Raw genomic sequence first — 24,024 nt, 5'->3', positions numbered from 1 at the left:
TTATGCAGCCATGCCAGCCAATACCTCTTCTTATAAAGAGCTGGGTGAGCAGGATTATCGGAGAAATACCATGTCTTATGCAGTAATCGTTACTGGTGGCAAGCAGTACAAAGTTGCTCCAGGTGAATACCTGAAGATCGAAAAACTGGAAATCGCTACCGGCGAATCCGTTACTTTTGATCGCGTTCTGTTGGTTGCCAATGGCGACGACGTGAATATCGGCGCTCCAGTTGTTCCTGGCGCTACCGTTGTGGCTGAAGTGATCTCCCAAGGTCGTCACGATAAAGTCCGCATCATCAAGTTCCGTCGCCGTAAGCACCACATGAAGCGTATGGGCCACCGCCAGTGGTACACCGAGATCAAAATCACCGGTATTCAGGCTTAATTTCAGCCTAATTCCTCACTAGGAGAATTGAACTCATGGCACACAAAAAAGCTGGTGGTAGTACCCGTAACGGTCGCGACTCAGAAGCCAAACGCCTTGGCGTGAAGATGTATGGCGGCCAGGTTATCATTCCGGGCAACATCATCGTGCGTCAGCGCGGCACCCAATTCCACGCTGGCTACGGCGTTGGCATGGGCAAAGATCACACTCTGTTCGCTAAAATCGACGGCGTGATCAAGTTCGAAGTAAAAGGCGCCTTCGGTCGTCGTTACGTAAGCATTGTCCCGAAGACTGACGTCGTCGCGGCATAATTACGTAGTTGCTGGAAAAGCCCTGTCTTGCGACGGGGCTTTTTCGTTTGTGGGGTGAGTCTCTTGCAAAGCTGTTTGTGATGGGCTCCAGCGCTGTATTGGCGGTCGTTGATTGAGGTCGCTGCGCTCATTTTTGCAAGAGTCTTATGTCTAGGTTTTTTCGGCTCGTCCGTATGGCGAGAGGCGTTTTGTTATGAAGTTTGTTGATGAAGTATCGATTCGAGTAAAGGCCGGGGACGGCGGCAACGGTTGCATGAGCTTCCGTCGCGAAAAATTCATTGAAAACGGCGGCCCGAACGGTGGTGATGGCGGTGATGGCGGTTCGGTCTACATGGTCGCCGACGAAAACCTCAACACCCTGGTGGACTACCGTTACACCCGGCACTTCGATGCCGAGCGTGGTTCCAACGGCGGCAGCACTGACTGCACCGGCAAGAAAGGTGAGGAGCTGGTGCTGCGCGTTCCAGTTGGCACTACCGTTATCGATTCCGCGACTCAGGAAGTGATCGGCGACTTGACCAAGGCCGGCCAGCGCCTGCTGGTGGCTCATGGTGGCTGGCACGGTCTGGGTAACACTCGTTTCAAATCCAGCACCAACCGGGCGCCGCGCCAGACCACGCCGGGCAAACCGGGTGAGCAGCGCGACCTGAAACTGGAAATGAAGGTGTTGGCGGACGTCGGTCTGCTCGGTTTGCCGAACGCTGGCAAAAGTACCTTTATTCGCTCGGTATCGGCCGCCAAGCCGAAAGTCGCCGACTACCCGTTCACCACTCTGGTGCCAAACCTGGGTGTGGTCAGCGTCGATCGCTGGAAAAGCTTCGTGGTGGCGGACATTCCTGGTCTGATCGAAGGTGCTTCTGACGGCGCAGGCCTGGGGATTCGTTTCCTCAAGCACTTGTCGCGTACCCGTCTGCTGCTGCACCTCGTCGACATGGCGCCGCTGGATGACACCAGTGCTCCGGATGCCGCTGAAGTAATCGTCAGCGAGCTGACCAAGTTCAGCCCGTCCCTGGCTGAGCGTGATCGCTGGCTGGTGCTGAACAAGTGCGACCAGATCCTTGAGGAAGAGCACGACGCTCGCGTCAAGGAAATCGTTGATCGTCTGGAGTGGACCGGTCCGGTCTACGTGATCTCCGCGATCGCCAAGCAAGGCACCGAGCGTCTTTGTCATGACATCATGCGTTACCTGGAAGATCGTGCCGATCGTCTGGGTAACGACCCGGCCTACAAGGAAGAGCTGGCCGAGCTCGATCAGCGTATCGAAGACGAAGCGCGCGCGCAGTTGCAGGCGCTGGACGATCAGCGTGCCCTGCGTCGCAGTGGCGTGAAGTCGGTCCATGACATCGGTGACGACGATTGGGACGAAGAGGATGTGGATGACGAAGACGGTCCGGAAATCATTTACGTGCGTGACTGATTCGTTGCGATAAACTTAAGCGCCGCTCATTAGAGCGGCGTTTTAGTATCTGGAAATCGGTAGTCACGAATAACGTTACGGGCAGCGCTGGGTCGTGCTGTCCTCAAGCTAAGGTTGAAGATGATGCGGAGCAAGGTGACAGGTGCGCAGCGTTGGGTCGTGAAGATCGGCAGCGCTTTGCTGACGGCGGACGGCAAAGGCCTGGATCGCGCGGCAATGGGTGTCTGGGTCGAACAGATGGTTGCCCTGCACGAGGCGGGTGTTGAGCTGGTGCTGGTGTCCTCTGGGGCAGTGGCGGCGGGCATGAGCCGTTTGGGCTGGACTGTACGACCCAGTGCAATGCACGAGTTGCAGGCCGCTGCCGCCATCGGTCAGATGGGGTTGGTGCAGGCCTGGGAGTCGAGCTTCGCCGAGCATGGCCGGCATACCGCGCAGATTCTCCTGACTCACGACGATTTGTCCGACCGCAAGCGCTACCTGAACGCTCGCAGTACCTTGCGCGCGCTGGTTGAGCTCAAGGTGATCCCGGTGATCAACGAGAACGATACCGTGGTCACTGACGAAATCCGTTTCGGCGACAACGACACGTTGGCAGCGTTGGTGGCGAACCTGGTCGAAGCCGATTTGCTGGTGATCCTCACCGATCGCGACGGCATGTTCGACGCCGATCCGCGCAACAATCCCGATGCCAAGCTGATTTACGAGGCGCGTGCCGATGATCCGGCGCTGGATGCGGTGGCTGGCAGCACGGGCGGTGCGCTGGGTCGTGGCGGTATGCAGACCAAGTTGCGCGCTGCGCGTCTGGCAGCGCGTTCCGGTGCGCACACCATCATCGTCGGTGGGCGCATTGATCGCGTGCTGGATCGTCTCAAGGCTGGCGAGCGCATCGGCACCTTGTTGTCACCTGAGCGTGGCATGCTGGCGGCGCGCAAGCAGTGGCTGGCCGGGCACCTGCAAACCCGCGGCACGCTGGTGCTGGATGCGGGGGCGGTGACGGCGTTGTCCCTGGGCAACAAAAGTTTGCTGCCGGTGGGTGTCAAACTGGTCCAGGGCAGTTTCCGTCGCGGCGAAATGGTGGTCTGTGTGGCGCCGGACGGTCGTGAAATCGCCCGTGGCCTGGCTAACTACAGTGCTCTGGAAGCACAAAAAATCATCGGTCAGTCGTCTGAGGCGATTGTCGGTCTGCTGGGTTACATGGCGGAGCCGGAACTGGTTCACCGCGATAACCTGATTCTGGTCTGAAGGAATACCTGAATGCGTATGGCAAAAGGATTATTGGGCTTGTTGTTGGCGATGCCGCTGTTGGCCTCGGCCGATGAAATTGGCCAGGTGTCGACGGTGTTCAAGTTCGTCGGCCCGAACGACCGTATCGTTGTCGAGGCGTTTGATGACCCGAAAGTGGAGGGCGTGACTTGCTACCTGTCGCGCGCCAAGACTGGCGGGGTAAAGGGTGGGTTGGGTCTGGCTGAAGATCGCGCTGAAGCGTCTATTGCGTGCCGTCAGGTCGGGCCGATCAACTTCAAGGGTGAGCTCAAGGATGGCGAGGAGGTGTTCAAGGAGCGCACGTCCTTGGTGTTCAAGACCATGCAAGTGGTGCGATTCCTCGACAAGAAGCGCAATACGCTGGTGTATCTGGTTTATAGCGATCGTTTGATCGAGGGCAGCCCGCAGAATGCGGTGACGGCGATTCCGATTTTGCCGTGGGCACACGCTCAATAAGCTAGCAAAGATCAAAATGTGGGGGGGGGCGGGCTTGCTCGCGAAGACTGGCTGACATTCAGCATCTATGTTGACTGTCACGCCGCATTCGCGAGCAAGCCCGCTCCCACATTTTTTTTTTTGCGTGGTATTTGCCAAATCGCAGGCAATAAAAAACCGACCCTGAGGTCGGTTTTTTAATGAGCGTGTCGCTTAGGCAGCAGCGGCAACGTTCAGGGCCTTTACGTGGCCATTCAGGCGGCTCTTATGACGAGCAGCTTTGTTCTTGTGGATGATGCCTTTATCGGCCATACGGTCGATAACTGGCACAGCCAGAACGTAAGCAGCTTGAGCTTTGGCAGCGTCTTTTGCGTCGATGGCCTTAACTACATTCTTGATGTAGGTACGAACCATGGAACGCAGGCTGGCGTTGTGGCTGCGACGCTTCTCAGCCTGTTTTGCACGTTTTTTGGCGGAAGGTGTGTTGGCCACCGTCGAGCTCCTCGAAAGACTTTTTAGGAAATAGCAAACAAAATAGGCCGCGAATCATGCCGATGAGTTGATGTCTTGTCAAGGGCGGTTGAGACGATCCGCTAAGTGGCAGGTATAGAGCGCCGGGATATTTCTTTCCGGCGTGCGACCTGTAAACTCGCGAGCTTTGGCTCTGTGCTGTTGCGGCGCGGAGTATCGCATAAGTGGGCGCGTTGTTCGCCTGCTGTTTATCGACAGGCATAAACTCTTTCAATGAATCTGCTCAAATCGTTGGCCGCTGTCAGCTCTATCACGATGGTTTCCCGGGTGTTGGGGTTCGTTCGCGACACCCTCATCGCTCGCGCATTTGGTGCGGGAATGGCGACCGACGCCTTCTTTATCGCCTTCAAACTGCCCAATCTGCTGCGGCGGATCTTCGCCGAGGGAGCATTTTCCCAGGCGTTCGTGCCGATTCTCGCCGAATATAAAAGCCAGAAGGGCGAGGAGGCGACGCGAACCTTCATTGCCTACGTCTCGGGCCTGCTGACGCTGGTGCTGGCGCTGGTCACCGCGCTGGGCATGCTCGCTGCGCCCTGGGTCATCTGGGCCACGGCACCGGGTTTCGTCACGACCCCGGAAAAATTCGACCTGACCACCGATCTGCTGCGGGTCACTTTTCCTTATATATTACTGATCTCCCTGTCTTCATTGGCCGGCGCGATCCTCAATACCTGGAACCGCTTCTCGGTGCCAGCCTTCGTGCCGACCCTGCTCAATGTCAGCATGATCATCTTTGCGGTGTTCCTGACGCCGTATTTCGATCCGCCAGTCATGGCACTGGGCTGGGCCGTTCTGGTAGGTGGTCTGGCTCAGTTGCTGTTTCAACTGCCGCACTTGAAGAAGATCGGCATGTTGGTGCTGCCGCGCCTGAGTCTGCGCGATAGCGGTGTCTGGCGGGTCATGAAGCAGATGCTGCCAGCGATCATCGGCGTTTCGGTGAGCCAGATTTCGCTGATCATCAACACCATATTTGCTTCGTTTCTGGTGGCCGGTTCCGTTTCCTGGATGTATTACGCCGATCGCCTGATGGAATTGCCATCCGGTGTGCTGGGTGTGGCACTGGGCACGATTCTGCTGCCAACGCTGGCCAGGACCTATGCCAGCCAGGATCGCCACGAATACTCGCGGATCCTCGATTGGGGGCTGCGCCTGTGCTTCATGCTGGTATTGCCGTGCGCCCTGGCGCTGGGGATTCTGGCTGAGCCGCTTACGGTTTCGTTGTTCCAGTACGGCCAATTCAGCGCATTCGATGCGGTCATGACCCAGCGCGCGTTGATTGCCTATTCCGTCGGCTTGCTGGGGATTATCGTGATCAAAGTGCTGGCGCCAGGCTTTTATGCGCAACAAAACATCCGCACTCCGGTAAAAATCGCGATTTTCACCCTGGTCGTCACTCAGCTGTTCAACCTGGTGCTGATCGGTCCGCTGGCTCATGCCGGTCTGGCCCTGGCCATCAGCGCGGGCGCCTGCATCAATGCCGGGCTGTTGTTCTATCAGCTGCGCAAGCAGCAGATGTATCAGCCGCAACCGGGCTGGGCGAAGTTCGGTCTCAAACTGCTGGTGGCGGTGGCGGTGATGTCCGCGGTATTGCTGGGCGCAATGCACTTCATGCCGGCTTGGGCGGAAGGGCATATGCTGGAGCGTTTGCTGCGACTGGGCGCATTGGTGATCGCCGGCGTGGTGGTCTATTTCGGCATGTTGCTGTTGATGGGCTTCCGTTTGCGCGACTTCAATCGCAAAGCGCTGAGCTGAGGCTTTTGTCTCGATAAACACGGGCGGGCCGACGGTTTTGTCGGCTCGATCACTTTGGGTTACGGTGTTGCCTGTCGTCGGCCGCCGGGTGTGGTTATAATCGACCACTTTATGAGCAAGAAGCGCGTTATGCAGCTGGTTCGAGGCCTCCACAACCTGCGCCCCCAGCATCGGGGCTGTGTCGCCACTATTGGCAACTTTGACGGTGTTCACCGTGGTCACCAGGCTATCCTGGCCCGGCTGCGTGAGCGTGCGCTCGAGTTGGGCGTGCCCAGCTGCGTGGTGATTTTTGAGCCGCAGCCGCGAGAATTCTTCGCCCCGGACACCGCCCCGGCGCGTCTGGCCCGCTTGCGGGACAAACTGCAACTGCTGGCCGAAGAGGGCGTCGACCGGGTGCTGTGCCTGGCGTTCAATCAGCGCCTGAGCAAACTCAGCGCCAGCGAATTCGTCGATACTATTCTGGTGGACGGCCTCGGCGTGCAGCATCTGGAAGTCGGCGACGATTTCCGTTTCGGCTGCGACCGGCTAGGGGATTTCGATTTCCTGCAACAGGCTGGCGTCCTTCAGGGGTTTACCGTCGAAGCGGCGCAGACCGTTGTGCTGGACGGCATTCGTGTCAGCAGCACTCAGGTGCGTAACGCCCTGGCCGCTGCCGATTTTGCCTTGGCCGAGCGGCTGCTCGGTCGTCCGTACCGGATTGCCGGGCGGGTCCTGCATGGCCAGAAGCTGGCGCGCCAATTGGGTACGCCCACGGCCAACGTGCAGCTCAAGCGTCGTCGTGTGCCGTTGAGCGGGGTTTACCTGGTCAGCGTCGACATCGACGGCAAGACCTGGCCGGGCGTCGCCAACATCGGCGTGCGGCCAACGGTCGAAGGGGATGGCAAAGCCCACCTCGAAGTACACCTTTTAGATTTTGCCGGCGATCTGTATGACCGGCGTTTGACGGTGGTTTTCCACCACAAGCTGCGTGAAGAGCAGCGTTTCGCCTCTCTGGAGGCGCTTAAGACGGCGATCAATGCGGATGTCGCCGCCGCCCGTGCCCTGTCGCACCTAGCGCCAATCGCTAATGAAGAGCCTTAAATGACCGACTATAAAGCCACGCTAAACCTTCCGGACACCGCCTTCCCAATGAAGGCCGGCCTGCCTCAGCGCGAACCGCAGATTCTGCAGCGCTGGGACAGCATTGGCCTGTACGGTAAGTTGCGCGAGATTGGCAAGGATCGTCCGAAGTTCGTACTTCACGACGGTCCTCCGTACGCCAACGGCACGATTCATATCGGTCATGCGCTGAACAAGATTCTCAAGGACATGATCATCCGCTCGAAAACCCTGTCGGGTTTCGACGCGCCTTATGTGCCGGGCTGGGACTGCCACGGTCTGCCGATCGAACACAAAGTCGAAGTGACCCACGGCAAGAACCTGGGCGCGGACAAGACTCGCGAACTGTGCCGTGCCTACGCCACCGAGCAGATCGAAGGCCAGAAGTCCGAATTCATCCGTCTGGGCGTGTTGGGCGACTTCGCCAACCCGTACAAGACCATGGACTTCAAAAACGAGGCCGGTGAAATCCGCGCCCTGGCGGAAATCGTCAAGGGTGGCTTCGTGTTCAAGGGCCTGAAGCCTGTGAACTGGTGCTTTGACTGCGGTTCGGCCCTGGCTGAAGCGGAAGTCGAGTACGAGAACAAAAAATCCGCAACCATCGACGTGGCCTTCCCGATCGCCGACGAAGCCAAACTGGCTGCCGCGTTCGGTCTGCCGTCGTTGGGCAAACCCGCCTCGATCGTGATCTGGACCACCACCCCGTGGACCATCCCGGCTAACCAGGCGTTGAACGTTCACCCGGAATTCAACTACGCACTGGTCGACGTCGGCGACAAACTGCTGGTGCTGGCTGAAGAGCTGGTCGAGTCGTGCCTGGCCCGCTACAGCCTGGAAGGTCCGGTCATTGCGACCACCACCGGTAAAGCACTGGAACTGATCAACTTCCGTCACCCGTTCTACGATCGTCTGTCGCCGGTTTACCTGGCCGACTACGTCGAACTGGGCGCGGGCACCGGTGTGGTTCACTCCGCGCCAGCCTATGGCGTAGACGACTTCGTGACCTGCAAAGCCTATGGCATGGTCAACGACGACATCCTCAATCCGGTGCAAAGCAACGGCGTGTACGCGACATCGCTGGAGTTCTTCGGCGGCCAGTTCATCTGGAAGGCCAACCCGGCCATCGTCGACAAACTGACCGAAGTCGGCGCGTTGCTGCATACCACCACCATCGAACACAGCTACATGCACTGCTGGCGTCACAAGACCCCGTTGATCTACCGCGCCACCGCGCAGTGGTTCATCGGCATGGACAAAGAGCCTGCAACCGGCGAAACCCTGCGCAAGCGGGCAATCAAAGCCATCGAAGAGACCAAGTTCGTTCCGGCCTGGGGCCAGGCGCGTCTGCACTCGATGATCGCCAACCGTCCGGACTGGTGCATTTCCCGTCAGCGCAACTGGGGCGTGCCGATCCCGTTCTTCCTGAACAAGGAAAGCGGCGAGCTGCACCCACGCACTGTCGAACTGATGGAAATTGTCGCCCAGCGCGTCGAAGTCGAAGGCATCGAAGCCTGGTTCAAGATGGACGCCGCCGAGTTGCTCGGTGAAGAAGCTCCGCTGTACGACAAGATCAGCGACACCCTGGACGTCTGGTTCGACTCGGGCACCACGCACTGGCACGTCCTGCGCGGCTCGCATTCGATGGGCCACGAGGGCGGTCCACGTGCCGACCTGTACCTGGAAGGTTCGGACCAACACCGCGGCTGGTTCCACTCGTCGTTGCTGACCGGTTGCGCCATCGATGACCACGCGCCGTACCGCGAGTTGCTGACCCACGGTTTCACCGTCGACGAGTCCGGCCGCAAAATGTCCAAGTCTTTGGGCAACGTGATCGCGCCGCAGAAGGTCAACGACACCTTGGGCGCCGACATCATGCGTCTGTGGGTCGCTTCTACCGACTATTCGGGTGAAATGGCGGTTTCCGAGCAGATCCTGCAACGCAGTGCGGACGCCTATCGGCGCATCCGTAACACCGCGCGCTTCCTGCTTTCCAACCTGACCGGTTTCAACCCGGCCACCGACATCCTGCCGGCCGAAGAAATGCTGGCGCTGGACCGTTGGGCCGTGGATCGCACCCTGCTGCTGCAACGCGAGCTGCAAGAGCATTACGGCGAATACCGCTTCTGGAACGTCTACTCCAAGATCCACAACTTCTGCGTGCAGGAGCTGGGCGGTTTCTACCTCGACATCATCAAGGACCGTCAGTACACCACTGGCGCCAACAGCAAGGCCCGTCGTTCGGCGCAAACCGCGCTGTACCACATCAGCGAAGCGCTGGTGCGCTGGATCGCGCCGATCCTGGCGTTCACCGCTGACGAGCTGTGGCAGTACCTGCCGGGCGAGCGTAACGAGTCTGTGATGCTCAACACCTGGTACGAAGGCCTGACCGAATTGCCGGAAGGTTTCGAGCTGGACCGCGCCTACTGGGAGCGGATCATGGCGGTGAAGGTGGCGGTCAACAAGGAAATGGAGATCCAGCGCGCGGCGAAGGCCGTCGGTGGCAACCTGCAAGCCGAAGTGACGCTGTTCGCCGAAGACGCGCTGAGCGCCGATCTGGCCAAGCTGAGCAACGAACTGCGCTTCGTACTGATCACCTCGACCGCCACCGTTGCACCGTTCGTGCAGGCTCCGGCAGACGCGGTGGTCACCGAAGTCGGCGGCCTGAAGCTCAAAGTGGTCAAATCGAGCCATGCCAAGTGCGCCCGTTGCTGGCACTGCCGTGAAGACGTCGGCGTGAACCCGGAGCATCCGGAAATCTGCGGTCGTTGTGTCGACAACATCAGCGGCGCGGGCGAGGTTCGTCACTATGCCTAATGCCGTTGGCCGTTTCGGACGGCTGAGCTGGCTCTGGTTGAGTTTGCTGGTCCTGGTCATCGACCAGGCCAGCAAGTTCTACTTCGAAGGCTCGCTGAGCATGTACCAGCAAATCGTGGTGATCCCCGATTACTTCAGCTGGACCCTGGCCTACAACACTGGCGCGGCGTTCAGTTTCCTGGCTGACAGCTCGGGTTGGCAGCGCTGGCTGTTCGCCCTGATCGCGGTGGTGGTCAGTGCGGTGCTGGTGGTCTGGCTCAAGCGCCTGGGGCGCAACGAAACCTGGCTGGCGGTTGCGCTGGCGCTGGTTCTGGGTGGCGCGCTGGGCAATTTGTATGACCGCATTGCCTTGGGCCATGTGATCGATTTCATTCTGGTGCATTGGCAGAACCGCTGGTATTTCCCGGCGTTCAACTTTGCTGACAGCGCAATTTCTGTTGGTGCCGTGATGCTTGCACTGGATATGTTCAAAAGTAAAAAGACCGGAGAAACCGTTCATGACTGAACAGGTATTGGCTGAGCAACGCATTGGCCAGAACACGGAAGTCACCTTGCACTTTGCATTGCGTCTGGAGAACGGCGACACCGTCGACAGTACCTTCGACAAAGCCCCGGCGACCTTCAAGGTTGGCGACGGCAGCCTGTTGCCAGGTTTCGAAGCCGCGCTGTTCGGCTTCAAGGCCGGCGACAAACGCACCCTGACCATTGAGCCGGAAAACGCCTTTGGTCAGCCGAACCCGCAAAACGTACAGATCATCCCGCGCTCGCAGTTCAAGGATATGGAGCTGTCGCCTGGCTTGCTGGTGATCTTCAACGATGCGGCCAATACTGAATTGCCGGGCGTGGTGAAAGAGTTCGATGACGCCCAGGTGACCATCGACTTCAACCACCCGCTGGCCGGTAAAACCTTGACCTTTGACGTCGAGATCATCAACGTCAAAGCGCTGTAACTGACTGAACTCGGTCCAATGTGGGAGCGGGCTCGCTCGCGAAAGCGTCATCACATGTAACATCAATGTCGACTGACACACCGCTTTCGCGAGCAAGCCCGCTCCCACATTAAGATTTTCACTGTTTTCGAGCCCGGTGTTCGAATGACAGGTGGCATTACTATTTCTTGCGCGCAAGACACGAGGCACAGCATGCAAATCAAACTCGCCAACCCCCGTGGCTTCTGCGCCGGTGTGGACCGGGCGATCGAAATCGTCAACCGCGCCCTGGAAGTCTTCGGGCCGCCGATCTACGTGCGCCACGAAGTGGTCCACAACAAATTCGTCGTCGAAGACCTGCGCGCCCGTGGGGCGATCTTCGTTGAAGAGCTGGATCAGGTACCGGATGACGTGATCGTGATCTTCAGCGCCCATGGCGTTTCCCAGGCCGTGCGTACCGAAGCCGCAGGCCGTGGCCTGAAAGTGTTCGACGCTACCTGCCCGCTGGTGACCAAGGTACACATCGAAGTCGCGCGTTACAGCCGCGACGGCCGTGAATGCATCCTCATCGGCCACGCCGGTCACCCGGAAGTCGAAGGCACCATGGGTCAGTACGATGGCAGCAATGGCGGCGCGATCTATCTGGTCGAGGACGAGAAAGACGTCGCCGCGTTGCAAGTAAACAACCCTGAAAAACTGGCCTTCGTCACCCAGACCACCCTGTCCATGGACGATACCAGTCGCGTGATCGACGCCCTGCGTACTCGGTTCCCGGCGATCGGCGGTCCGCGCAAGGACGATATCTGCTACGCCACGCAAAACCGTCAGGACGCCGTCAAGCAACTGGCGGACGAGTGCGACGTGGTGCTGGTGGTCGGCAGCCCGAACAGCTCCAACTCCAATCGCCTGCGTGAACTGGCTGAACGCATGGCCACCCCGGCCTATCTGATCGACGGCGCCGAAGACCTGCAAAAGAGCTGGTTCGACGGTGTCGAGCGTATTGGCATCACCGCTGGTGCCTCCGCTCCGGAAGTATTGGTGCGTGGCGTGATCCAGCAGTTGCAGGCTTGGGGTGCGACCGGGGCCGATGAGTTGGCCGGGCGCGAGGAGAACATCACGTTCTCGATGCCTAAAGAGCTACGCGTGCGCTCCCTGCTCTGAATCTTCTCCTCCCGCGCACAGCGCCTGTTCAGTCTTATTGCTGCGCAGGCTGACGCGTCCGGTCGGGGCCAGCACCACCTGGTGCAGGCTGACCGGTTTGCGGCTGGCGCAAATATGTATCGTCCCCGCTCGAAAGGCACCGCTGGGCAACTGTGGTTCGCCCAGGCTGCTGAACTGTATGAATTTCTTGACCGGCCGATTACCGACAATGGGCACTCGAGCGTCGCTCCGTTGCTCGACCAGCAGCGGATTGCTGCTGTCCTCCGGGCCCTTACCGCTGACATCCAGAATGATCCGCCAACCCTGGCCCCAGTCGCCATTGATGCCGTGTATCACCACACTCTGATTGCGGGTGATAGCCGCGGTTCTGGCATTGCGTATACCAGTGACAATCGACTGCGCCGCCTGCTCTCGATGGTTCGATTCTGTCAGTGCGGCAAACGCCGGGCTGACCAGTTGCAGAACAATCCCGACAATTGTCAGTCCCATGAGCAGTTCGATCAGGCTGAAACCTTGCTGATGCATGTTATCTCCCTCCCTGGAGTGCTGCGGCCCGCGCGATCCCTGCGCGAGTAATGGCAAAACAACCGTACATCTGCCGGTCGAATGTTCTAGCGTGTAGAAGCAGGTATAGCCGACGGCAACGGAGGGCACCGATGGATCATCGTACAAAAGGTTTCACGCTGATCGAGCTGCTGATCACGCTCGCCGTGTTTCTGATCCTGATCAGCCTGGCTGTTCCGGCGTTTACCCGCTCGGTGCAAAGCACCAAGGCCGACACCGAGATCGGCGATCTGCAACGCGCGCTTAATTTCGCCCGGCTTGAGGCGATCGACCGGGGCATTACCACCCGGGTTCGCCCGACAGCCGGCGGCAGTGTCTGGACCGGCGAGCTGACCGTTTATGACGGTACCGGTAATCCGGCCAATGTATTGCGGGTTGTTCCAGCGATGAGCAGTGGCGCCACTCTGACGCTAACCTCAGGAGTGACCGCTATTGATTTCAACAATCTGGGTGGTTTGTCGGCGCCGTCCACGGCCGTCGTGATCAGTTATGTACTGGGGACACAGAGCAGGACGCTGAATGTGTGTTTGAACGGACGAATTCTATTGGGTGGAAGTTGCGGATGAGGGGTTGGAGCAAGCGCGCACAGGAGGGCATGACGCTGATTGAGGTACTGGTCGCGTTGTTGGTTCTGGCCGTAGGGTTATTGGGCGCGGCGGCGATTCAGCTCAATGCGCTGAAGTACACCGACAGCTCGCGGATGACCAGCCAGGCGAGTTTTATCGCCTACGACATGATGGACCGCATTCGCGCCAACTCCGGCGCTGATTACACCGTCACGCCACCGACCTCCGGCAATTTGAGCGTGGCCCGGGATCAGGACCTTTACGATTTCACCAGCAACATCGTCAATTTCGGCGGCGCCACGGCGACCGGCAGCATTACCCGAAACCAACGGGTATACACCATCACCATTACCTGGGATGACTCACGGGCCGCCAATACCGCCGACTCGCGCCGCAGTTTCGTCCTCACCAGTCGCGCCACCGTTGATCCGGCGACGACACCATGATTAGAGCCAGCAAAGGTTTCGGCCTGATCGAGTTACTGATCGCCCTGGCGTTGAGTCTGGTCGTGGTTCTTGGCGTGGCGCAGATCTTCATCGCCGCTAAAAATACCTATGTCAGCCAGAACACTGCCGCCGGCATGCAGGAAGATGCACGGTTTGTCCTGAGCAAGATGATTCAGGAAATCCGCATGGTCGGCATGTTCGGTTGCCTGGGGACGATTATCGATGCCAGTTCGGCAGTGAGTTTCAATGCCAGTCAGATCACGCCGATCAGTTGGGACAATGCCAACCTCAAATTAACGCTTGTCACTGCCGATGTCGGCGGCAGTGGCGGGACGCCGACCTGGACGGTGGTTTCGGACTGTCGTAACACTGCAACGGCCTACTCCGGCCTACGAACGACCACATCCGGGCAATTGGCGTTTCCGATCCGGCGGTTGATTTACAGCTTCAGCAATAACCAATTGCTGATGGGCTCTGGTGTCGACACGCCGACCCAGCAGGTGCTGGTGAACAATGTCAGTGCCTTCAAGGTGAGCTTCGGCCTCGCGAGCTCCGCCACGGATACGGCCGCCTCCAGCTACAGCAGCAACCCATCCGATCCGGCACGAATCCGCAGTGTGCGACTGACGCTGACGCTGACCGACCCGAACAGTCGGGTACGCGATCAAACCTTCAACGTGGTTGCCGCCTTGCGCAACCGGTTGCCATGAGGGGAGAGCCGATGAGTATTGCTCCCATGACCCCTCACGCCCAGCGCGGCATGGCGCTGCTGGTCAGCCTGGTGTTTCTCCTGGTGCTGACGTTGATCGGGCTTTCATCAATGCAGAGCGCCACGTTGCAGGAAAAAATGGCCAGCAGCGTGATCCTGCGCAACCAGTCGTTCCAGGGCGCAGAAGCGGCATTGCGCGTCGGCGAAAGCGCGGTGCAACTCAACACCTATTCATTGCCGGTTTGCAGCGGTACCAGCCAATGCGCGCCACCGGCCGAAGCATCGGTCATTACCGCCGCCGGGTTCAACTCCACCTCGGGGGTGACCTGGATCGCCTCTGGCAGCGGCTTTTACGGGGTGCAGAACATCGGCACCACTCTGACGGCCGTGAACGTACCGAGCAACACGTCGGCAACGCTGTACCGGGTGACCGCCGTGGGCATCGCGGGCAATTCGCGCAGTGTGGTGGAGAGTATCTATGCGAAGTACTGAGACCCGCACAGGCTGGTGCCGCTGGTTGTTGCAGTTGCTCTGCGGCGCGGCGTCGAGCCTTTATCTGGCAGCGCCGACTTACGCCTTCACGCCCTCGGATTCGCCGCTCCTGAACGCCGCTGCCGTGGCGCCCAATGTGATGCTGTTACTTGATGATTCGAGAAGCATGAACAGCATTATCTGGGCGCCAGGTTTCGACCCGACAATCGCACGCACCCCAGTGGCTATTTGCCTTTCGAATGGTTCATGCTTGAAAGGCCGCGAGCTTGACATGACCGATAACAATATTGCCCTGTCGAGTTTGAATCATGGAACATGTTTGAAGGAGGGATGGTACGGCTTTTATAAAAACAGCCTTCTCGGTCTGGATTCGCTTTGCCTCAAGCTTCCCGATCCGGTGGGGAGCGAAAACACTCTATATTCGGCGAAATACTTGTCGTATCTGATTAGCCTTGCCAACAACTCCGACCGGGATTTTACCGATGGCTCGATTCCCAATGACTACCGGATGAATGTAGCGCGCAACGTCTCCAAGACGTTAGTGACCAGCAACCGCTCGCTGCGCATCGGTCTGTCGACGTTCAACCTGGCGGTCGGCAACCATAAGAATGACGGCGGTTATATCGTTCGTTCGGTCAGTGATTTGTCGGCTGTCAGCGGCACCGTGACCCAGGCTCAGGCCGATGCCAACTACAACGATCTGATCGCCGGAATCGACGAGTTGAGCGCACAGGCGGATACGCCGCTGGCTGAAGCCTATTACGAGATCACCCGCTATTTCCGTGGCATGGCGCCATACAACAACTCGACGCCTACCACCTACACCAGTCCGATTCAGTATCGCTGCCAGAGAAATTACGGCGTGGTAATCACTAGTGGTTTGCCGACCTTCGACCATACCTTTCCGACTGACGATCCGCTGGGTACCAGCAAGTTACCGAACTGGGACGGTATCAGCAGTAACGATGGCGCCAACCCCGTCGGCGACAAAGAGGGTGACACCTTTTATCTGGATGACATCGCCAAGTTCGCCTTCGATATTGACATGCAGTCCACGGGTACCGACATCACAGGAAAAGGCTGGAACGCCCTGGATTTTCCCAAGCAGAACCTCAACACCTATACCGTGGGTTTCACCACGGCAAACCAGATGTTGTCGGATGCCGCCAGCTATGGACAGGGTAAGTACTACCAGGCGACCGACGGTGCGGGGCTCAACAGCGCATTGTCTTCAGCCTTGAGCGACATCACCGCCAAGGCCGGCTCGGGTGGTAGCGGCGTGACCAGCGGCACGACCCTGACCAGCAACTCAGCCTACTACCAGACCACCTACGACCCCAAGGACTGGCGCGGCACCATCAAGTCTTTTGGCTTCACCTCGGCGGGCGCGGTGAACACGGCCGCGGTGCTGTGGACGACCGACACCACCATCGTGCCCGGCGCGACCGCGCCGACCTACCAGTCCTGGAATACCCTGACCAACGCCGTCGTTACCCTGGCCTATAACAATTTCTCTACGGTCCAACAGACTTCCCTCAACCAGAGCCTGCCCGTCGGTATTACAGGCAGCGATTTGGTGGAGTGGAGCAAGGGCACCAACAAAACCGGGTTGAGAGCGCGCAGTGTATTGCTCGGCGATATCATCAATTCGCCTCTCGTGTTGGCCGCGCCCACGGACAAAACCGCGTCCGATCTGGTAGGGGATACTACCTACAGCACCTACCTCGCCACTAAAGCCGCCAACATGAATGACAACCTGGTGGTGAACGTCAACGACGGTTTTGTAAACGTCATCAACTCGACCAATGGTGTCAGACGCTACGGCTATATGCCCTCCAGTGTGCTGCCATCATTGCGCTATATCTCTGACCCCACTTACATCAATGGTGTGAGCCACAAATATCTGGTCGACGGTCAGGTCGGCGTGTTCGATGCCCAACTCGACAGCGCCTGGAAAACCCTGGCGATTGGTGGAACAGGGGCGGGCGGCAAAACCTTCTATGCGCTGCAGCTGTTCGACGCCTCGGCCGGTAATGTGACTAACGCGTTGTGGGAAATCAGTGCGCCGACCACGGCCAGTACGGCGAACGTTTTCAATGATCTGGGTTATGCCTATGCGCGCCCCGAAGTGGCACGCTTGGCCGATGGTCGCTGGGCCGCGTTTATCTCCAACGGTTATGGCAGCAACTCCGGGGTGGCAGCACTTTATGTGGTGGATATCCGCAACGGCTCGCTGATCAAGAAAATCGTGGTCGACAGCACAGAAACCACTAACGGTCTGTCGTCGGTGAAGCTCAGGGTCAACTCGCAGAATGTGGTGCAGGCTGCCTATGGTGGTGACCTGAAAGGGCGGTTGTGGAAGTTCGATTTGAGTGGCGCCACCACCGACACCTGGGGTGTGGCGTTTTCCGGCAAGCCGTTGTTCACCACGGCGGGCGGCGCGACTCAGCCGATCACGGTACAACCGCTGCTCGCCGATCATGCATCGGGCGGCAAGCAAGTGTTTTTCGGCACCGGCAAACTCAATGAGAGCGCCGACAAGACCAACAAGGATTTACAGGCGTTCTACGCGGTATGGGATGCGGAGGGTGGCGCGGGGCAAATCACCACTTCCAGCTTGCAGGCGCAGGCGGTGACCGGCGTGTTCTCTGGCAGCAGCGGGCAATTCATCACCACCAGCCAGAATGAGGTGACCTACCCGGCAAAGAAAGGCTGGTACTTGCCGCTGGTCTACAACAACGTACTGACCGGGGAGCGGGTGATCAATCAGGCCAGTCTCGTGGCAGGGCGAATCGTTTTTACCACGGCCAGTATGGATACCGTTGACCCCTGTGCCGGCTTCGGCTCCGGCAAACTGGTCGAACTCGATGCGTTCAGCGGTAAGATGCTCAACTATGCGGTGCTCGACACCAATGCTGACGGGGTGGTCGACAGCACTGACACGATTTCCAGCGGGGTGATCTTCACCGGTGGGATCCCGACCCTGAATGCGGTCGTCAATGACGCATCCCGCAAGATTGTGAACGACTCCGGCGGTGGCGTGACCACTCTGGTGGAAAAATCCGGTGGCGGCAGCGGCCGTCGCATCATGTGGCGACAAATACAGTAAGTGAGAGTTGAGGCATGCGCAGATCCAATCGAGGTTTTACCCTGATCGAAATCATGATCGTGATTGCGATCATCGGGATCGTCATCACCATTGGCTATCCGAGCCTCACCGAGTATGTAAAAAAGGGCCGTCGTACTGAAGTGGCAGGTCTGCTTTCCGAGCAGGCACAGATACTGGAACGCTTCTATTCGAAGAATAATGTCTATACCAATGCCACCGGTCTGAGCGCGGGCAATGATTTCTATACCATCACCCCGACCCTGACCGATCAAACCTTCCTGCTGACGGCAACACGCAAGGCCGGTTCGAGCATGGCGAGCGACAAGTGCGGTAATTTCACGCTGACCAATACTGGCGTTCGGGGCATGGTCAATGCAACGTCCGGCCTGACTACCAAGGATTGCTGGGGTCGCTGAGTTTACTTTTCAGGCGCCCTTTGCGCCTTCTGTCTATTGAACGGTTGGATCAGAACATGAGCAGGCAACAGCAAGTGGTGATTGTCGGCGGCGGCGTGATTGGCCTGCTGACGGCGTTCAATCTCGCGTCCGAAGTACAGAGCGTCGTGCTGCTGGACCGCTCGAATGTCGGTCAGGAGTCGTCCTGGGCCGGTGGCGGGATCGTTTCGCCACTCTATCCGTGGCGCTACAGCCCGGCGGTCACTGCGCTGGCTCATTGGTCCCAGGATTTTTATCCACAACTGGCGAAACGTCTGTTCGCCGCCACGGGTGTCGATCCTGAAGTGCACGTCACCGGGTTGTACTGGCTGGACCTGGATGACGAAGCCGAAGCGCTCGCCTGGGCCAAACGGGAAAACCGCCCGCTGCGGGCTGTGGATATCTCTGCGGCACACGATGCGGTGCCGGTATTGGGCGCCGGTTTTTCGCGGGCGATCTACATGGCCGATGTGGCCAATGTGCGTAATCCACGGCTGGTGAAATCCCTCAAGGCCGCCTTGCTGGCGCTGCCGAACGTGACGATTCATGAGCAGTGCGAGGTCAGCGGGTTTATCCGTGAAGGTGCTGCGGTGGTCGGGGTACAGACCTCGATGGGGGCCATTGCGGGTGATCAGGTGGTTTTGACCGCAGGGGCCTGGAGCGGTGACTTGCTGAAAAGCCTGGGCCTGGAACTGCCGGTCGAGCCGGTCAAAGGCCAGATGATTCTCTACAAGTGCGCGGCGGACTTCCTTCCAGGCATGGTTCTGGCCAAGGGTCGTTATGCCATTCCTCGGCGCGACGGGCACATTCTGATCGGCAGTACGCTGGAGCATGAAGGCTTCGATAAAACGCCGACCGATACCGCGCTGGAAAGCCTGAAGGCTTCGGCGGTGGAGTTGATTCCGGCGCTGGCGGATGCCGAGGTGGTGGGGCATTGGGCTGGGTTGCGGCCGGGGTCGCCAGAAGGGATTCCCTATATTGGCCGGGTGCCGGGGTTTGACGGGCTCTGGCTCAACTGCGGGCACTACCGAAACGGGTTGGTGCTGGCGCCAGCGTCGTGTCAGTTGTTTGCGGATGTGATGCTGGGTCGGGCACCGATTATCGATCCTGCGCCGTATGCACCGGCCGGGCGTATTTGACCGCATGATTTTTGTTGTCGGTCAGATCGCCTTCGCGGGCAAGCCTCGCTCCTACAGGTTTGAGTCGATCAATAAGTTTGTGAACGACATCAATCTGTAGGAGCGAGGCTTGCCCGCGAAGAGGCCCTCAATCCAGCCCCAATTTCTTGAGCCTGTAACGCATCGAGCGAAACGACAGATTCAACCGCTGAGCCGCTGCCGTGCGGTTCCAGCGGGTTTCTTCCAGAGCCTGGAGGATGAGTTTGCGTTCGACGTTTTCCAGATAGGCTTCCAGATTGTCGATCTGCGTCAGGTCCGGCACGTCGCCGTCCGGGTTGCAGTTGCCTTCGGCCAGCCGCAGGTCGCTGGCTTCGATCTGTTTGTTCTCGCACAAGGTGTGGGCCCGCTCAAGCATGTTCTCCAACTCCCGCACGTTTCCTGGAAAACGATAGCTTTTCAGTGCGTCGAGGGCTTGCGGGTGGAGTTTTGCCGCGGGTTGGCCAGTGCCAGTTGCCAGTCGCTTGAGCATATTGTTGGCCAGAAGCTCAATGTCGTCGCGACGTTCGCGCAAAGGCGGCACTCGCAATTCGATCACATTAAGGCGGTAGTACAAGTCCTGGCGAAAGCGTTCGGCGGCGACTTCGGTATCGAGGTCTTTGTGGGTGGCGCAGAGAATGCGCACATCCACCACGGTTTCCTGCTGCCCACCGATGCTACGCACGGCTTTCTCTTGAATGGCCCGCAAAAGTTTGACCTGCATCGCCAGCGGCAGGTCTGCCACTTCATCGAGGAACAAAGTGCCGCCATGGGCGGCCTGGAATAGCCCGGGTTTGTCTTCAATGGCACCACTGAAACTGCCTTTGCGATGGCCGAAAAATTCGCTTTCCATCAATTCCGATGGGATCGCCCCGCAGTTCACCGGCACGAATGGTCGGGTGGCGCGTGGGCCTTGGTCGTGGATCAGTCGGGCGACCAGCTCCTTGCCGCTTCCGGACTCGCCGCTGATGTACACCGGGGCCTGGCTGCGGGCCAGTTTGTCGATTTGTTTGCGCAGACTGCGCATTGGCAGGGAGTCGCCCAGTAGGCGACGGTCGATGACGCTGCTGGCACCGCCTGGTGCCGGCAGACTCAAGGCGCTGGTGACCAGTTCGCGCAGGCGGGTGAGGTCGACCGGTTTGGTCAGAAAGTCGAACGCGCCAGCCTTGAGGGCGTTGATTGCCGTTTCCAGGCTGCCGTAGGCGGTAATCATCGCCACTGGCACTTGCGCATAGCGCTGCTGGATGTGCTGCACCAGTGCCAGACCGGTGCCGTCGGGCAGGCGCATGTCGGTCAGGCACAGGTCGAATGTCTCCCGTGCCAGCAGTGCTTGCGCTTCTGCGAGGTTGCGGGCACTAAAGGTGTCGAGTTTCATCCGTCCCAGGGTTATTTCCAGGAGTTCGCGGATATCCGGCTCATCGTCGACGATCAGGATTTTTTGCCGTGGGCTCATGTTCAACTTTGTTTCCGTCCGTGAGCAAAGGTGATGCGAAAGCAGCCGCCGCCTTGGCGTGGTTTGAAGTCTAGGCGGGCTTGATTGCTTTCGCACAGCTCACGGGACAGATAAAGCCCCAGGCCAGTGCCCTGGCTGCTGGTGGTGAAGAACGGTTCGAACAAATGCGAGCGCTGGTCCGGCGCCACGCCGGGGCCATTGTCCAGGACTTCAAGGATCGGCAACTGGCTGTCCGGGTCAATAAACAACTTGAGCCAGACCTGCGCCTGATCATGGTTCAGGGCACTATGGCGCCAGGCGTTGCGCAACAGATTGTCGAGAATCTGGGTCAGCTGATTCGGATCCATCAGGGTTGTGAAGTCCCCCGAATCGATTCGCAGGTGAACTAGCTGACGCTCGGTCGCACCCTCGCGGGTTTCGGCCACGAAGTGCTCCAGCCATAGCCGCAAATCCAGCCGTTGCGGCACGGTTTGCTGGCGACGGGACAGTTGCAGGACGTTTTCGATTACCCGATTCATTCGCTGAGAGTGGTCTTGAATAATCTGCGTCAGACGCCGATCCGCGCCGTTCAGTTCCTCGGATTCCTGCAGTAACTGCGCGGCATGACTAATGGCGCCTAGTGGATTGCGGATTTCATGGGCAATACCGGCAGTCAGGCGGCCGAGGGCGGCGAGTTTAAGTTGCTGGGCCTGCTGGGCGATTTGGGCCAGGTCTTCGAGAAAAACCAGCGTCTGGTGGTGCGGGCTTTGGTCCAGGGCAATGAAGCTCGGTTGCAGCTCCAGGCCATTGCTGGCGATTTTCAGGCTTTGCGGGCGCAAAGTCGGATTGTTGAACCACAGTTGGAGTCGCTCGACCAACGGCGTCGAATGGTCGTCGATCAGTTGGCCATCGAGTTTTTCCTGCCCCAGCAAGGTCAAGGCGCTGTGATTGGCCAGTTGCACACGCCGTTGGTCGTCGAGCACCAGAATGCCCGTGCGCATACGTTGCAGGATCAGTGCGTTGAGGGCTTCGAGGCCGAGCACTTCACTGGCCCGCTGCTCGGCCAGGGTTTCGCTGACTTCAACTCTTCGGATCAAGCCTTGCACCAGCAATGCCGCGACAAAGCACAAAGCACCGAGCGTGCCGATTTGCAGGTAATCATTGGGACTGGTGGGGTGGCTGAAGCTCAGAAGAAAGCTCAAACCCACGATGCCGAGGGCGCCAACAGCCGCAATCAGCAGACCGATGCGCCCGCGCAGCAGGGTATTGCTGATGACCACCGACACGATCAACAGGTTGCCGATGGCGCTGGGCATGCCGCCAGCGGCATAGAACAGGCCGCATAGCAGCAGGACATCGACCAGCGCCAGGCCGAACAACTGCGCCGGGCGACGGGTGTTCTCCAGAAAGACCACCAGCAGGATATTCAGCACCAGGTACAACCAGCTGCCGTTGCGCAGCAGGTCGTCATTGGCAAACGTCAGCAACTGGCTGTCCATGTTGCTGGAAATCAACAGCACCAAGGTGATGCCGATGCTTAAACGGTAGAGGTGATAGAGGCGCAGCAGTCGCTGGGCCTGTTTGTTGCCGGGACTGGACGTCTCAGCGATCACTGGAACCCGGGCCTTGCTCAAGGTGAGCCTGGCTGCAATACCACTGTTGTTGAAGGCTCAGCGCGCGGTCGCGGGGCAGATGTACGCCGCAATGAGCGCAACGCACCATGGGTGGAGCATCTTGCTCTCGCGGCGTGTTGGCGCCCGAAACCGGGGCCTTGAACTTGCGCCAGAGCCATACCGCAGCGGCAATCAGTGCGATCCAGAATAATAAACGAAGCATGGTGAGCTGCTTTTTGAGTAATGAATTGGCAGTTTAGCCAAGGACGGGTCGGTCGCACAGCGCAATACGCTCACCCCAGAAATCCGGTAATAAAAAAGGCGCCTCGAAAGGCGCCTTCTCGGCACAACACTCAGCGTCAGTCGAACACGCCGAAGGTCATGTAGCTGAACCACGAGCGGTCGGCGTTGTTGGCTTCAGACTCGTGCTGCTCTTCTTCGATCACATCGCCGTTCTCATCTTTAGGCTTGAGCTCGTTCGGAATCGAGTCCTTGGCGTCCTGGAACTGTCTCTGCACGTCCTGGTTGGCGCGGGTTTCACCTGGCGGCAGCGGCGGACGGGATTCGATCAGGCCCAGAGTGGCCTTGCTCAGCCATGAACGGTTGTCGGCTTCGTCTTTCGATGGCACGAACTGACCGTCCACCAGGCTTGGGTGGTTCGGGTAGTTGAGCTTCAGGGTTTCGAGCGTGGTCGCGGCCAGTTCGTCCAGGTGCAGACGCTGGTAGGCTTCAGTCATCACTGCCAGGCCGTCACCGACCGAAGGGGTTTCCTGGAAGTTTTCCACCACGTAACGACCACGGTTCGCGGCGGCGACATAGGCCTGACGGGTCAGGTAATAGTCGGCCACGTGAATCTCGTAGGAAGCCAGCAGGTTGCGCAGGTAGATCATGCGCTGCTTGGCGTCCGGCGAGTAGCGGCTGTTCGGGAAGCGGCTGGTCAGCTGGGCGAACTCGTTGTAGGAGTCGCGAGCGGCGCCCGGGTCACGCTTGGTCATGTCCAGCGGCAGGAAGCGCGCCAGCAGGCCGACGTCCTGGTCGAAAGAAGTCAAACCCTTGAGGTAGTAGGCGTAATCGACATTCGGGTGCTGCGGGTGCAGGCGAATGAAACGCTCGGCGGCGGATTTCGCAGCCTCGGGCTCGGTGTTCTTGTAGTTGGCGTAGATGAGCTCGAGTTGAGCCTGATCGGCGTAGCGACCGAACGGATAACGCGACTCCAGCGCCTTCAGCTTGGCTGTGGCGGCGGTGTAGCTATTGTTGTCCAGATCGTGCTGAGCCTGCTGGTACAGCTCGACTTCGCTCAGGTTTTCGTCTACGACTTCCTTCGATGAGCAAGCAGCGGTCAATGCGAGGATGGCGATCAGCAGCAGGTGTTTCACTTGCATGGCGGCTTGCGTCCCTATGACGGCCGC

The 24,024-nt window shown here is 58.9% G+C and carries 24 protein-coding genes; 18 read left to right on the top strand and 6 right to left on the bottom strand.

Features of this window, described 5'->3' with window-relative positions; all coding sequences use genetic code 11:
* Positions 1–70: 70 nt before the first annotated feature.
* The 5 genes from rplU to KW837_RS23710 all read left to right on the top strand — a co-directional run bounded on the left by rplU (position 71) and on the right by KW837_RS23710 (position 3,832).
* On the top strand, positions 71–385 hold the full coding sequence (gene rplU / locus KW837_RS23730) for a 50S ribosomal protein L21 (RefSeq protein WP_007901869.1): 315 nt from the start codon (positions 71–73) through the stop codon (positions 383–385).
* Positions 386–420: 35 nt separating this feature from the next.
* Positions 421–696: a 50S ribosomal protein L27 gene (rpmA, locus tag KW837_RS23725; protein ID WP_007901871.1), complete on the top strand. Its 276-nt coding sequence runs from the start codon at positions 421–423 to the stop codon at positions 694–696.
* A gap of 193 nt (positions 697–889) precedes the next feature.
* The gene (gene cgtA / locus KW837_RS23720) at positions 890–2,113 is read left to right on the top strand and encodes an Obg family GTPase CgtA (protein ID WP_218398805.1); all 1,224 of its coding nucleotides are present in this window, start codon (positions 890–892) and stop codon (positions 2,111–2,113) included.
* A gap of 123 nt (positions 2,114–2,236) precedes the next feature.
* Positions 2,237–3,355 carry a glutamate 5-kinase gene (gene proB / locus KW837_RS23715; protein WP_063342477.1) on the top strand — a complete coding sequence of 373 codons (1,119 nt, stop codon included), beginning with the start codon at positions 2,237–2,239 and terminating at the stop codon, positions 3,353–3,355.
* A 12-nt stretch (positions 3,356–3,367) separates the two neighbouring features.
* Positions 3,368–3,832 carry a CreA family protein gene (locus KW837_RS23710; RefSeq protein WP_218398804.1) on the top strand — a complete coding sequence of 155 codons (465 nt, stop codon included), beginning with the start codon at positions 3,368–3,370 and terminating at the stop codon, positions 3,830–3,832.
* Between the two features lie 192 nt (positions 3,833–4,024).
* Here the strand turns inward: KW837_RS23710 and rpsT are convergent, their stop codons facing one another.
* On the bottom strand, positions 4,025–4,303 hold the full coding sequence (gene rpsT / locus KW837_RS23705) for a 30S ribosomal protein S20 (protein ID WP_007901883.1): 279 nt from the start codon (positions 4,301–4,303) through the stop codon (positions 4,025–4,027).
* 252 nt (positions 4,304–4,555) lie between these two features.
* On the opposite strand from rpsT, the gene murJ reads away from it, so the two are divergent.
* From murJ to ispH, 6 genes are all read left to right on the top strand, one after another.
* Positions 4,556–6,094 (top strand): murein biosynthesis integral membrane protein MurJ, encoded by a 1,539-nt coding sequence (gene murJ / locus KW837_RS23700; RefSeq protein ID WP_218398803.1) that lies wholly within the window; start codon positions 4,556–4,558, stop codon positions 6,092–6,094.
* A gap of 129 nt (positions 6,095–6,223) precedes the next feature.
* Positions 6,224–7,174, top strand: coding sequence for a bifunctional riboflavin kinase/FAD synthetase (gene ribF / locus KW837_RS23695; protein ID WP_218398802.1), 951 nt, complete (start codon positions 6,224–6,226; stop codon positions 7,172–7,174).
* On the top strand, positions 7,175–10,006 hold the full coding sequence (gene ileS, locus KW837_RS23690; protein ID WP_218398801.1) for an isoleucine--tRNA ligase: 2,832 nt from the start codon (positions 7,175–7,177) through the stop codon (positions 10,004–10,006).
* Positions 9,999–10,511: a signal peptidase II gene (gene lspA, locus KW837_RS23685; protein ID WP_007901890.1), complete on the top strand. Its 513-nt coding sequence runs from the start codon at positions 9,999–10,001 to the stop codon at positions 10,509–10,511. Before ileS ends, lspA begins: the two co-directional genes overlap by 8 nt.
* A gap of 7 nt (positions 10,512–10,518) precedes the next feature.
* Positions 10,519–10,956: an FKBP-type peptidyl-prolyl cis-trans isomerase gene (gene fkpB / locus KW837_RS23680; protein WP_177318839.1), complete on the top strand. Its 438-nt coding sequence runs from the start codon at positions 10,519–10,521 to the stop codon at positions 10,954–10,956.
* A 192-nt stretch (positions 10,957–11,148) separates the two neighbouring features.
* Entirely contained in the window at positions 11,149–12,096 is a 948-nt protein-coding gene (gene ispH, locus KW837_RS23675) for a 4-hydroxy-3-methylbut-2-enyl diphosphate reductase (RefSeq protein ID WP_033054296.1), read from the top strand.
* On the opposite strand, the gene KW837_RS23670 is transcribed toward ispH, so the two are convergent.
* On the bottom strand, positions 12,073–12,621 hold the full coding sequence (locus KW837_RS23670; RefSeq protein WP_218398800.1) for a GspH/FimT family pseudopilin: 549 nt from the start codon (positions 12,619–12,621) through the stop codon (positions 12,073–12,075). The two genes, ispH and KW837_RS23670, sit on opposite strands and share 24 nt — an antisense overlap.
* A gap of 131 nt (positions 12,622–12,752) precedes the next feature.
* Between KW837_RS23670 and KW837_RS23665 the strand changes: the two genes are divergently transcribed.
* Genes KW837_RS23665 through thiO form a run of 7 tightly spaced genes read left to right on the top strand, consistent with a single transcriptional unit; the run spans position 12,753 to position 19,555 of the window.
* Positions 12,753–13,226, top strand: coding sequence for a GspH/FimT family pseudopilin (locus KW837_RS23665; RefSeq protein ID WP_218398799.1), 474 nt, complete (start codon positions 12,753–12,755; stop codon positions 13,224–13,226).
* On the top strand, positions 13,223–13,672 hold the full coding sequence (gene pilV, locus KW837_RS23660; protein ID WP_008068413.1) for a type IV pilus modification protein PilV: 450 nt from the start codon (positions 13,223–13,225) through the stop codon (positions 13,670–13,672). The genes KW837_RS23665 and pilV overlap by 4 nt, the downstream gene beginning before the upstream one ends.
* Entirely contained in the window at positions 13,669–14,382 is a 714-nt protein-coding gene (locus tag KW837_RS23655; protein ID WP_218398798.1) for a PilW family protein, read from the top strand. Before pilV ends, KW837_RS23655 begins: the two co-directional genes overlap by 4 nt.
* An 11-nt stretch (positions 14,383–14,393) precedes the next feature.
* Entirely contained in the window at positions 14,394–14,873 is a 480-nt protein-coding gene (locus KW837_RS23650; protein ID WP_218398797.1) for a PilX N-terminal domain-containing pilus assembly protein, read from the top strand.
* The gene (locus tag KW837_RS23645; RefSeq protein ID WP_218398796.1) at positions 14,860–17,982 is read left to right on the top strand and encodes a pilus assembly protein; all 3,123 of its coding nucleotides are present in this window, start codon (positions 14,860–14,862) and stop codon (positions 17,980–17,982) included. Before KW837_RS23650 ends, KW837_RS23645 begins: the two co-directional genes overlap by 14 nt.
* 14 nt (positions 17,983–17,996) lie before the next feature.
* Positions 17,997–18,398: a type IV pilin protein gene (locus KW837_RS23640; RefSeq protein WP_063342486.1), complete on the top strand. Its 402-nt coding sequence runs from the start codon at positions 17,997–17,999 to the stop codon at positions 18,396–18,398.
* Between the two features lie 56 nt (positions 18,399–18,454).
* Complete coding sequence (gene thiO / locus KW837_RS23635; RefSeq protein WP_218398795.1) at positions 18,455–19,555, top strand: glycine oxidase ThiO; 1,101 nt, start codon at positions 18,455–18,457, stop codon at positions 19,553–19,555.
* 127 nt (positions 19,556–19,682) lie between these two features.
* Here thiO and KW837_RS23630 read toward each other — a convergent pair whose 3' ends face one another.
* The 4 genes from KW837_RS23630 to KW837_RS23615 all read right to left on the bottom strand — a co-directional run bounded on the left by KW837_RS23630 (position 19,683) and on the right by KW837_RS23615 (position 23,997).
* Complete coding sequence (locus KW837_RS23630) at positions 19,683–21,023, bottom strand: sigma-54 dependent transcriptional regulator (protein ID WP_192345398.1); 1,341 nt, start codon at positions 21,021–21,023, stop codon at positions 19,683–19,685.
* A gap of 2 nt (positions 21,024–21,025) precedes the next feature.
* Positions 21,026–22,615: an ATP-binding protein gene (locus tag KW837_RS23625; protein WP_218398794.1), complete on the bottom strand. Its 1,590-nt coding sequence runs from the start codon at positions 22,613–22,615 to the stop codon at positions 21,026–21,028.
* A complete protein-coding gene (locus KW837_RS23620) occupies positions 22,605–22,838 on the bottom strand; it encodes a PP0621 family protein (RefSeq protein WP_007901926.1) in 234 nt (77 codons plus the stop codon). The genes KW837_RS23625 and KW837_RS23620 overlap by 11 nt, the downstream gene beginning before the upstream one ends.
* Before the next feature lie 136 nt (positions 22,839–22,974).
* Positions 22,975–23,997, bottom strand: coding sequence for an outer membrane protein assembly factor BamD (locus tag KW837_RS23615; protein ID WP_123497129.1), 1,023 nt, complete (start codon positions 23,995–23,997; stop codon positions 22,975–22,977).
* Positions 23,998–24,024 lie beyond the last annotated feature (27 nt).

The organism is Pseudomonas sp. PDM24, assembly GCF_019218905.1.
In the GTDB taxonomy this organism is placed as follows: Bacteria; Pseudomonadota; Gammaproteobacteria; order Pseudomonadales; family Pseudomonadaceae; genus Aquipseudomonas.
Note: the sequence above shows the minus strand (reverse complement) of the source record. Positions and strands in the feature narration are given on the sequence as shown.

What these genes read in the sequence shown, in the direction of transcription:
- KW837_RS23655 (WP_218398798.1), top strand. Translation starts at nt 13,669, where the DNA reads ATGATTAGAGCCAGCAAAGGTTTCGGCCTGATCGAGTTACTGATCGCC.
- rplU (WP_007901869.1), top strand. Translation starts at nt 71, where the DNA reads ATGTCTTATGCAGTAATCGTTACTGGTGGCAAGCAGTACAAAGTTGCT.
- ribF (WP_218398802.1), top strand. Translation starts at nt 6,224, where the DNA reads ATGCAGCTGGTTCGAGGCCTCCACAACCTGCGCCCCCAGCATCGGGGC.
- KW837_RS23640 (WP_063342486.1), top strand. Translation starts at nt 17,997, where the DNA reads ATGCGCAGATCCAATCGAGGTTTTACCCTGATCGAAATCATGATCGTG.
- ileS (WP_218398801.1), top strand. Translation starts at nt 7,175, where the DNA reads ATGACCGACTATAAAGCCACGCTAAACCTTCCGGACACCGCCTTCCCA.
- proB (WP_063342477.1), top strand. Translation starts at nt 2,237, where the DNA reads ATGCGGAGCAAGGTGACAGGTGCGCAGCGTTGGGTCGTGAAGATCGGC.
- ispH (WP_033054296.1), top strand. Translation starts at nt 11,149, where the DNA reads ATGCAAATCAAACTCGCCAACCCCCGTGGCTTCTGCGCCGGTGTGGAC.
- lspA (WP_007901890.1), top strand. Translation starts at nt 9,999, where the DNA reads ATGCCTAATGCCGTTGGCCGTTTCGGACGGCTGAGCTGGCTCTGGTTG.
- KW837_RS23650 (WP_218398797.1), top strand. Translation starts at nt 14,394, where the DNA reads ATGAGTATTGCTCCCATGACCCCTCACGCCCAGCGCGGCATGGCGCTG.
- pilV (WP_008068413.1), top strand. Translation starts at nt 13,223, where the DNA reads ATGAGGGGTTGGAGCAAGCGCGCACAGGAGGGCATGACGCTGATTGAG.
- KW837_RS23670 (WP_218398800.1), bottom strand. Translation starts at nt 12,621, where the DNA reads ATGCATCAGCAAGGTTTCAGCCTGATCGAACTGCTCATGGGACTGACA.
- KW837_RS23630 (WP_192345398.1), bottom strand. Translation starts at nt 21,023, where the DNA reads ATGAGCCCACGGCAAAAAATCCTGATCGTCGACGATGAGCCGGATATC.
- cgtA (WP_218398805.1), top strand. Translation starts at nt 890, where the DNA reads ATGAAGTTTGTTGATGAAGTATCGATTCGAGTAAAGGCCGGGGACGGC.
- KW837_RS23620 (WP_007901926.1), bottom strand. Translation starts at nt 22,838, where the DNA reads ATGCTTCGTTTATTATTCTGGATCGCACTGATTGCCGCTGCGGTATGG.
- murJ (WP_218398803.1), top strand. Translation starts at nt 4,556, where the DNA reads ATGAATCTGCTCAAATCGTTGGCCGCTGTCAGCTCTATCACGATGGTT.
- thiO (WP_218398795.1), top strand. Translation starts at nt 18,455, where the DNA reads ATGAGCAGGCAACAGCAAGTGGTGATTGTCGGCGGCGGCGTGATTGGC.
- KW837_RS23615 (WP_123497129.1), bottom strand. Translation starts at nt 23,997, where the DNA reads ATGCAAGTGAAACACCTGCTGCTGATCGCCATCCTCGCATTGACCGCT.
- rpmA (WP_007901871.1), top strand. Translation starts at nt 421, where the DNA reads ATGGCACACAAAAAAGCTGGTGGTAGTACCCGTAACGGTCGCGACTCA.
- KW837_RS23665 (WP_218398799.1), top strand. Translation starts at nt 12,753, where the DNA reads ATGGATCATCGTACAAAAGGTTTCACGCTGATCGAGCTGCTGATCACG.
- KW837_RS23710 (WP_218398804.1), top strand. Translation starts at nt 3,368, where the DNA reads ATGCGTATGGCAAAAGGATTATTGGGCTTGTTGTTGGCGATGCCGCTG.
- KW837_RS23645 (WP_218398796.1), top strand. Translation starts at nt 14,860, where the DNA reads ATGCGAAGTACTGAGACCCGCACAGGCTGGTGCCGCTGGTTGTTGCAG.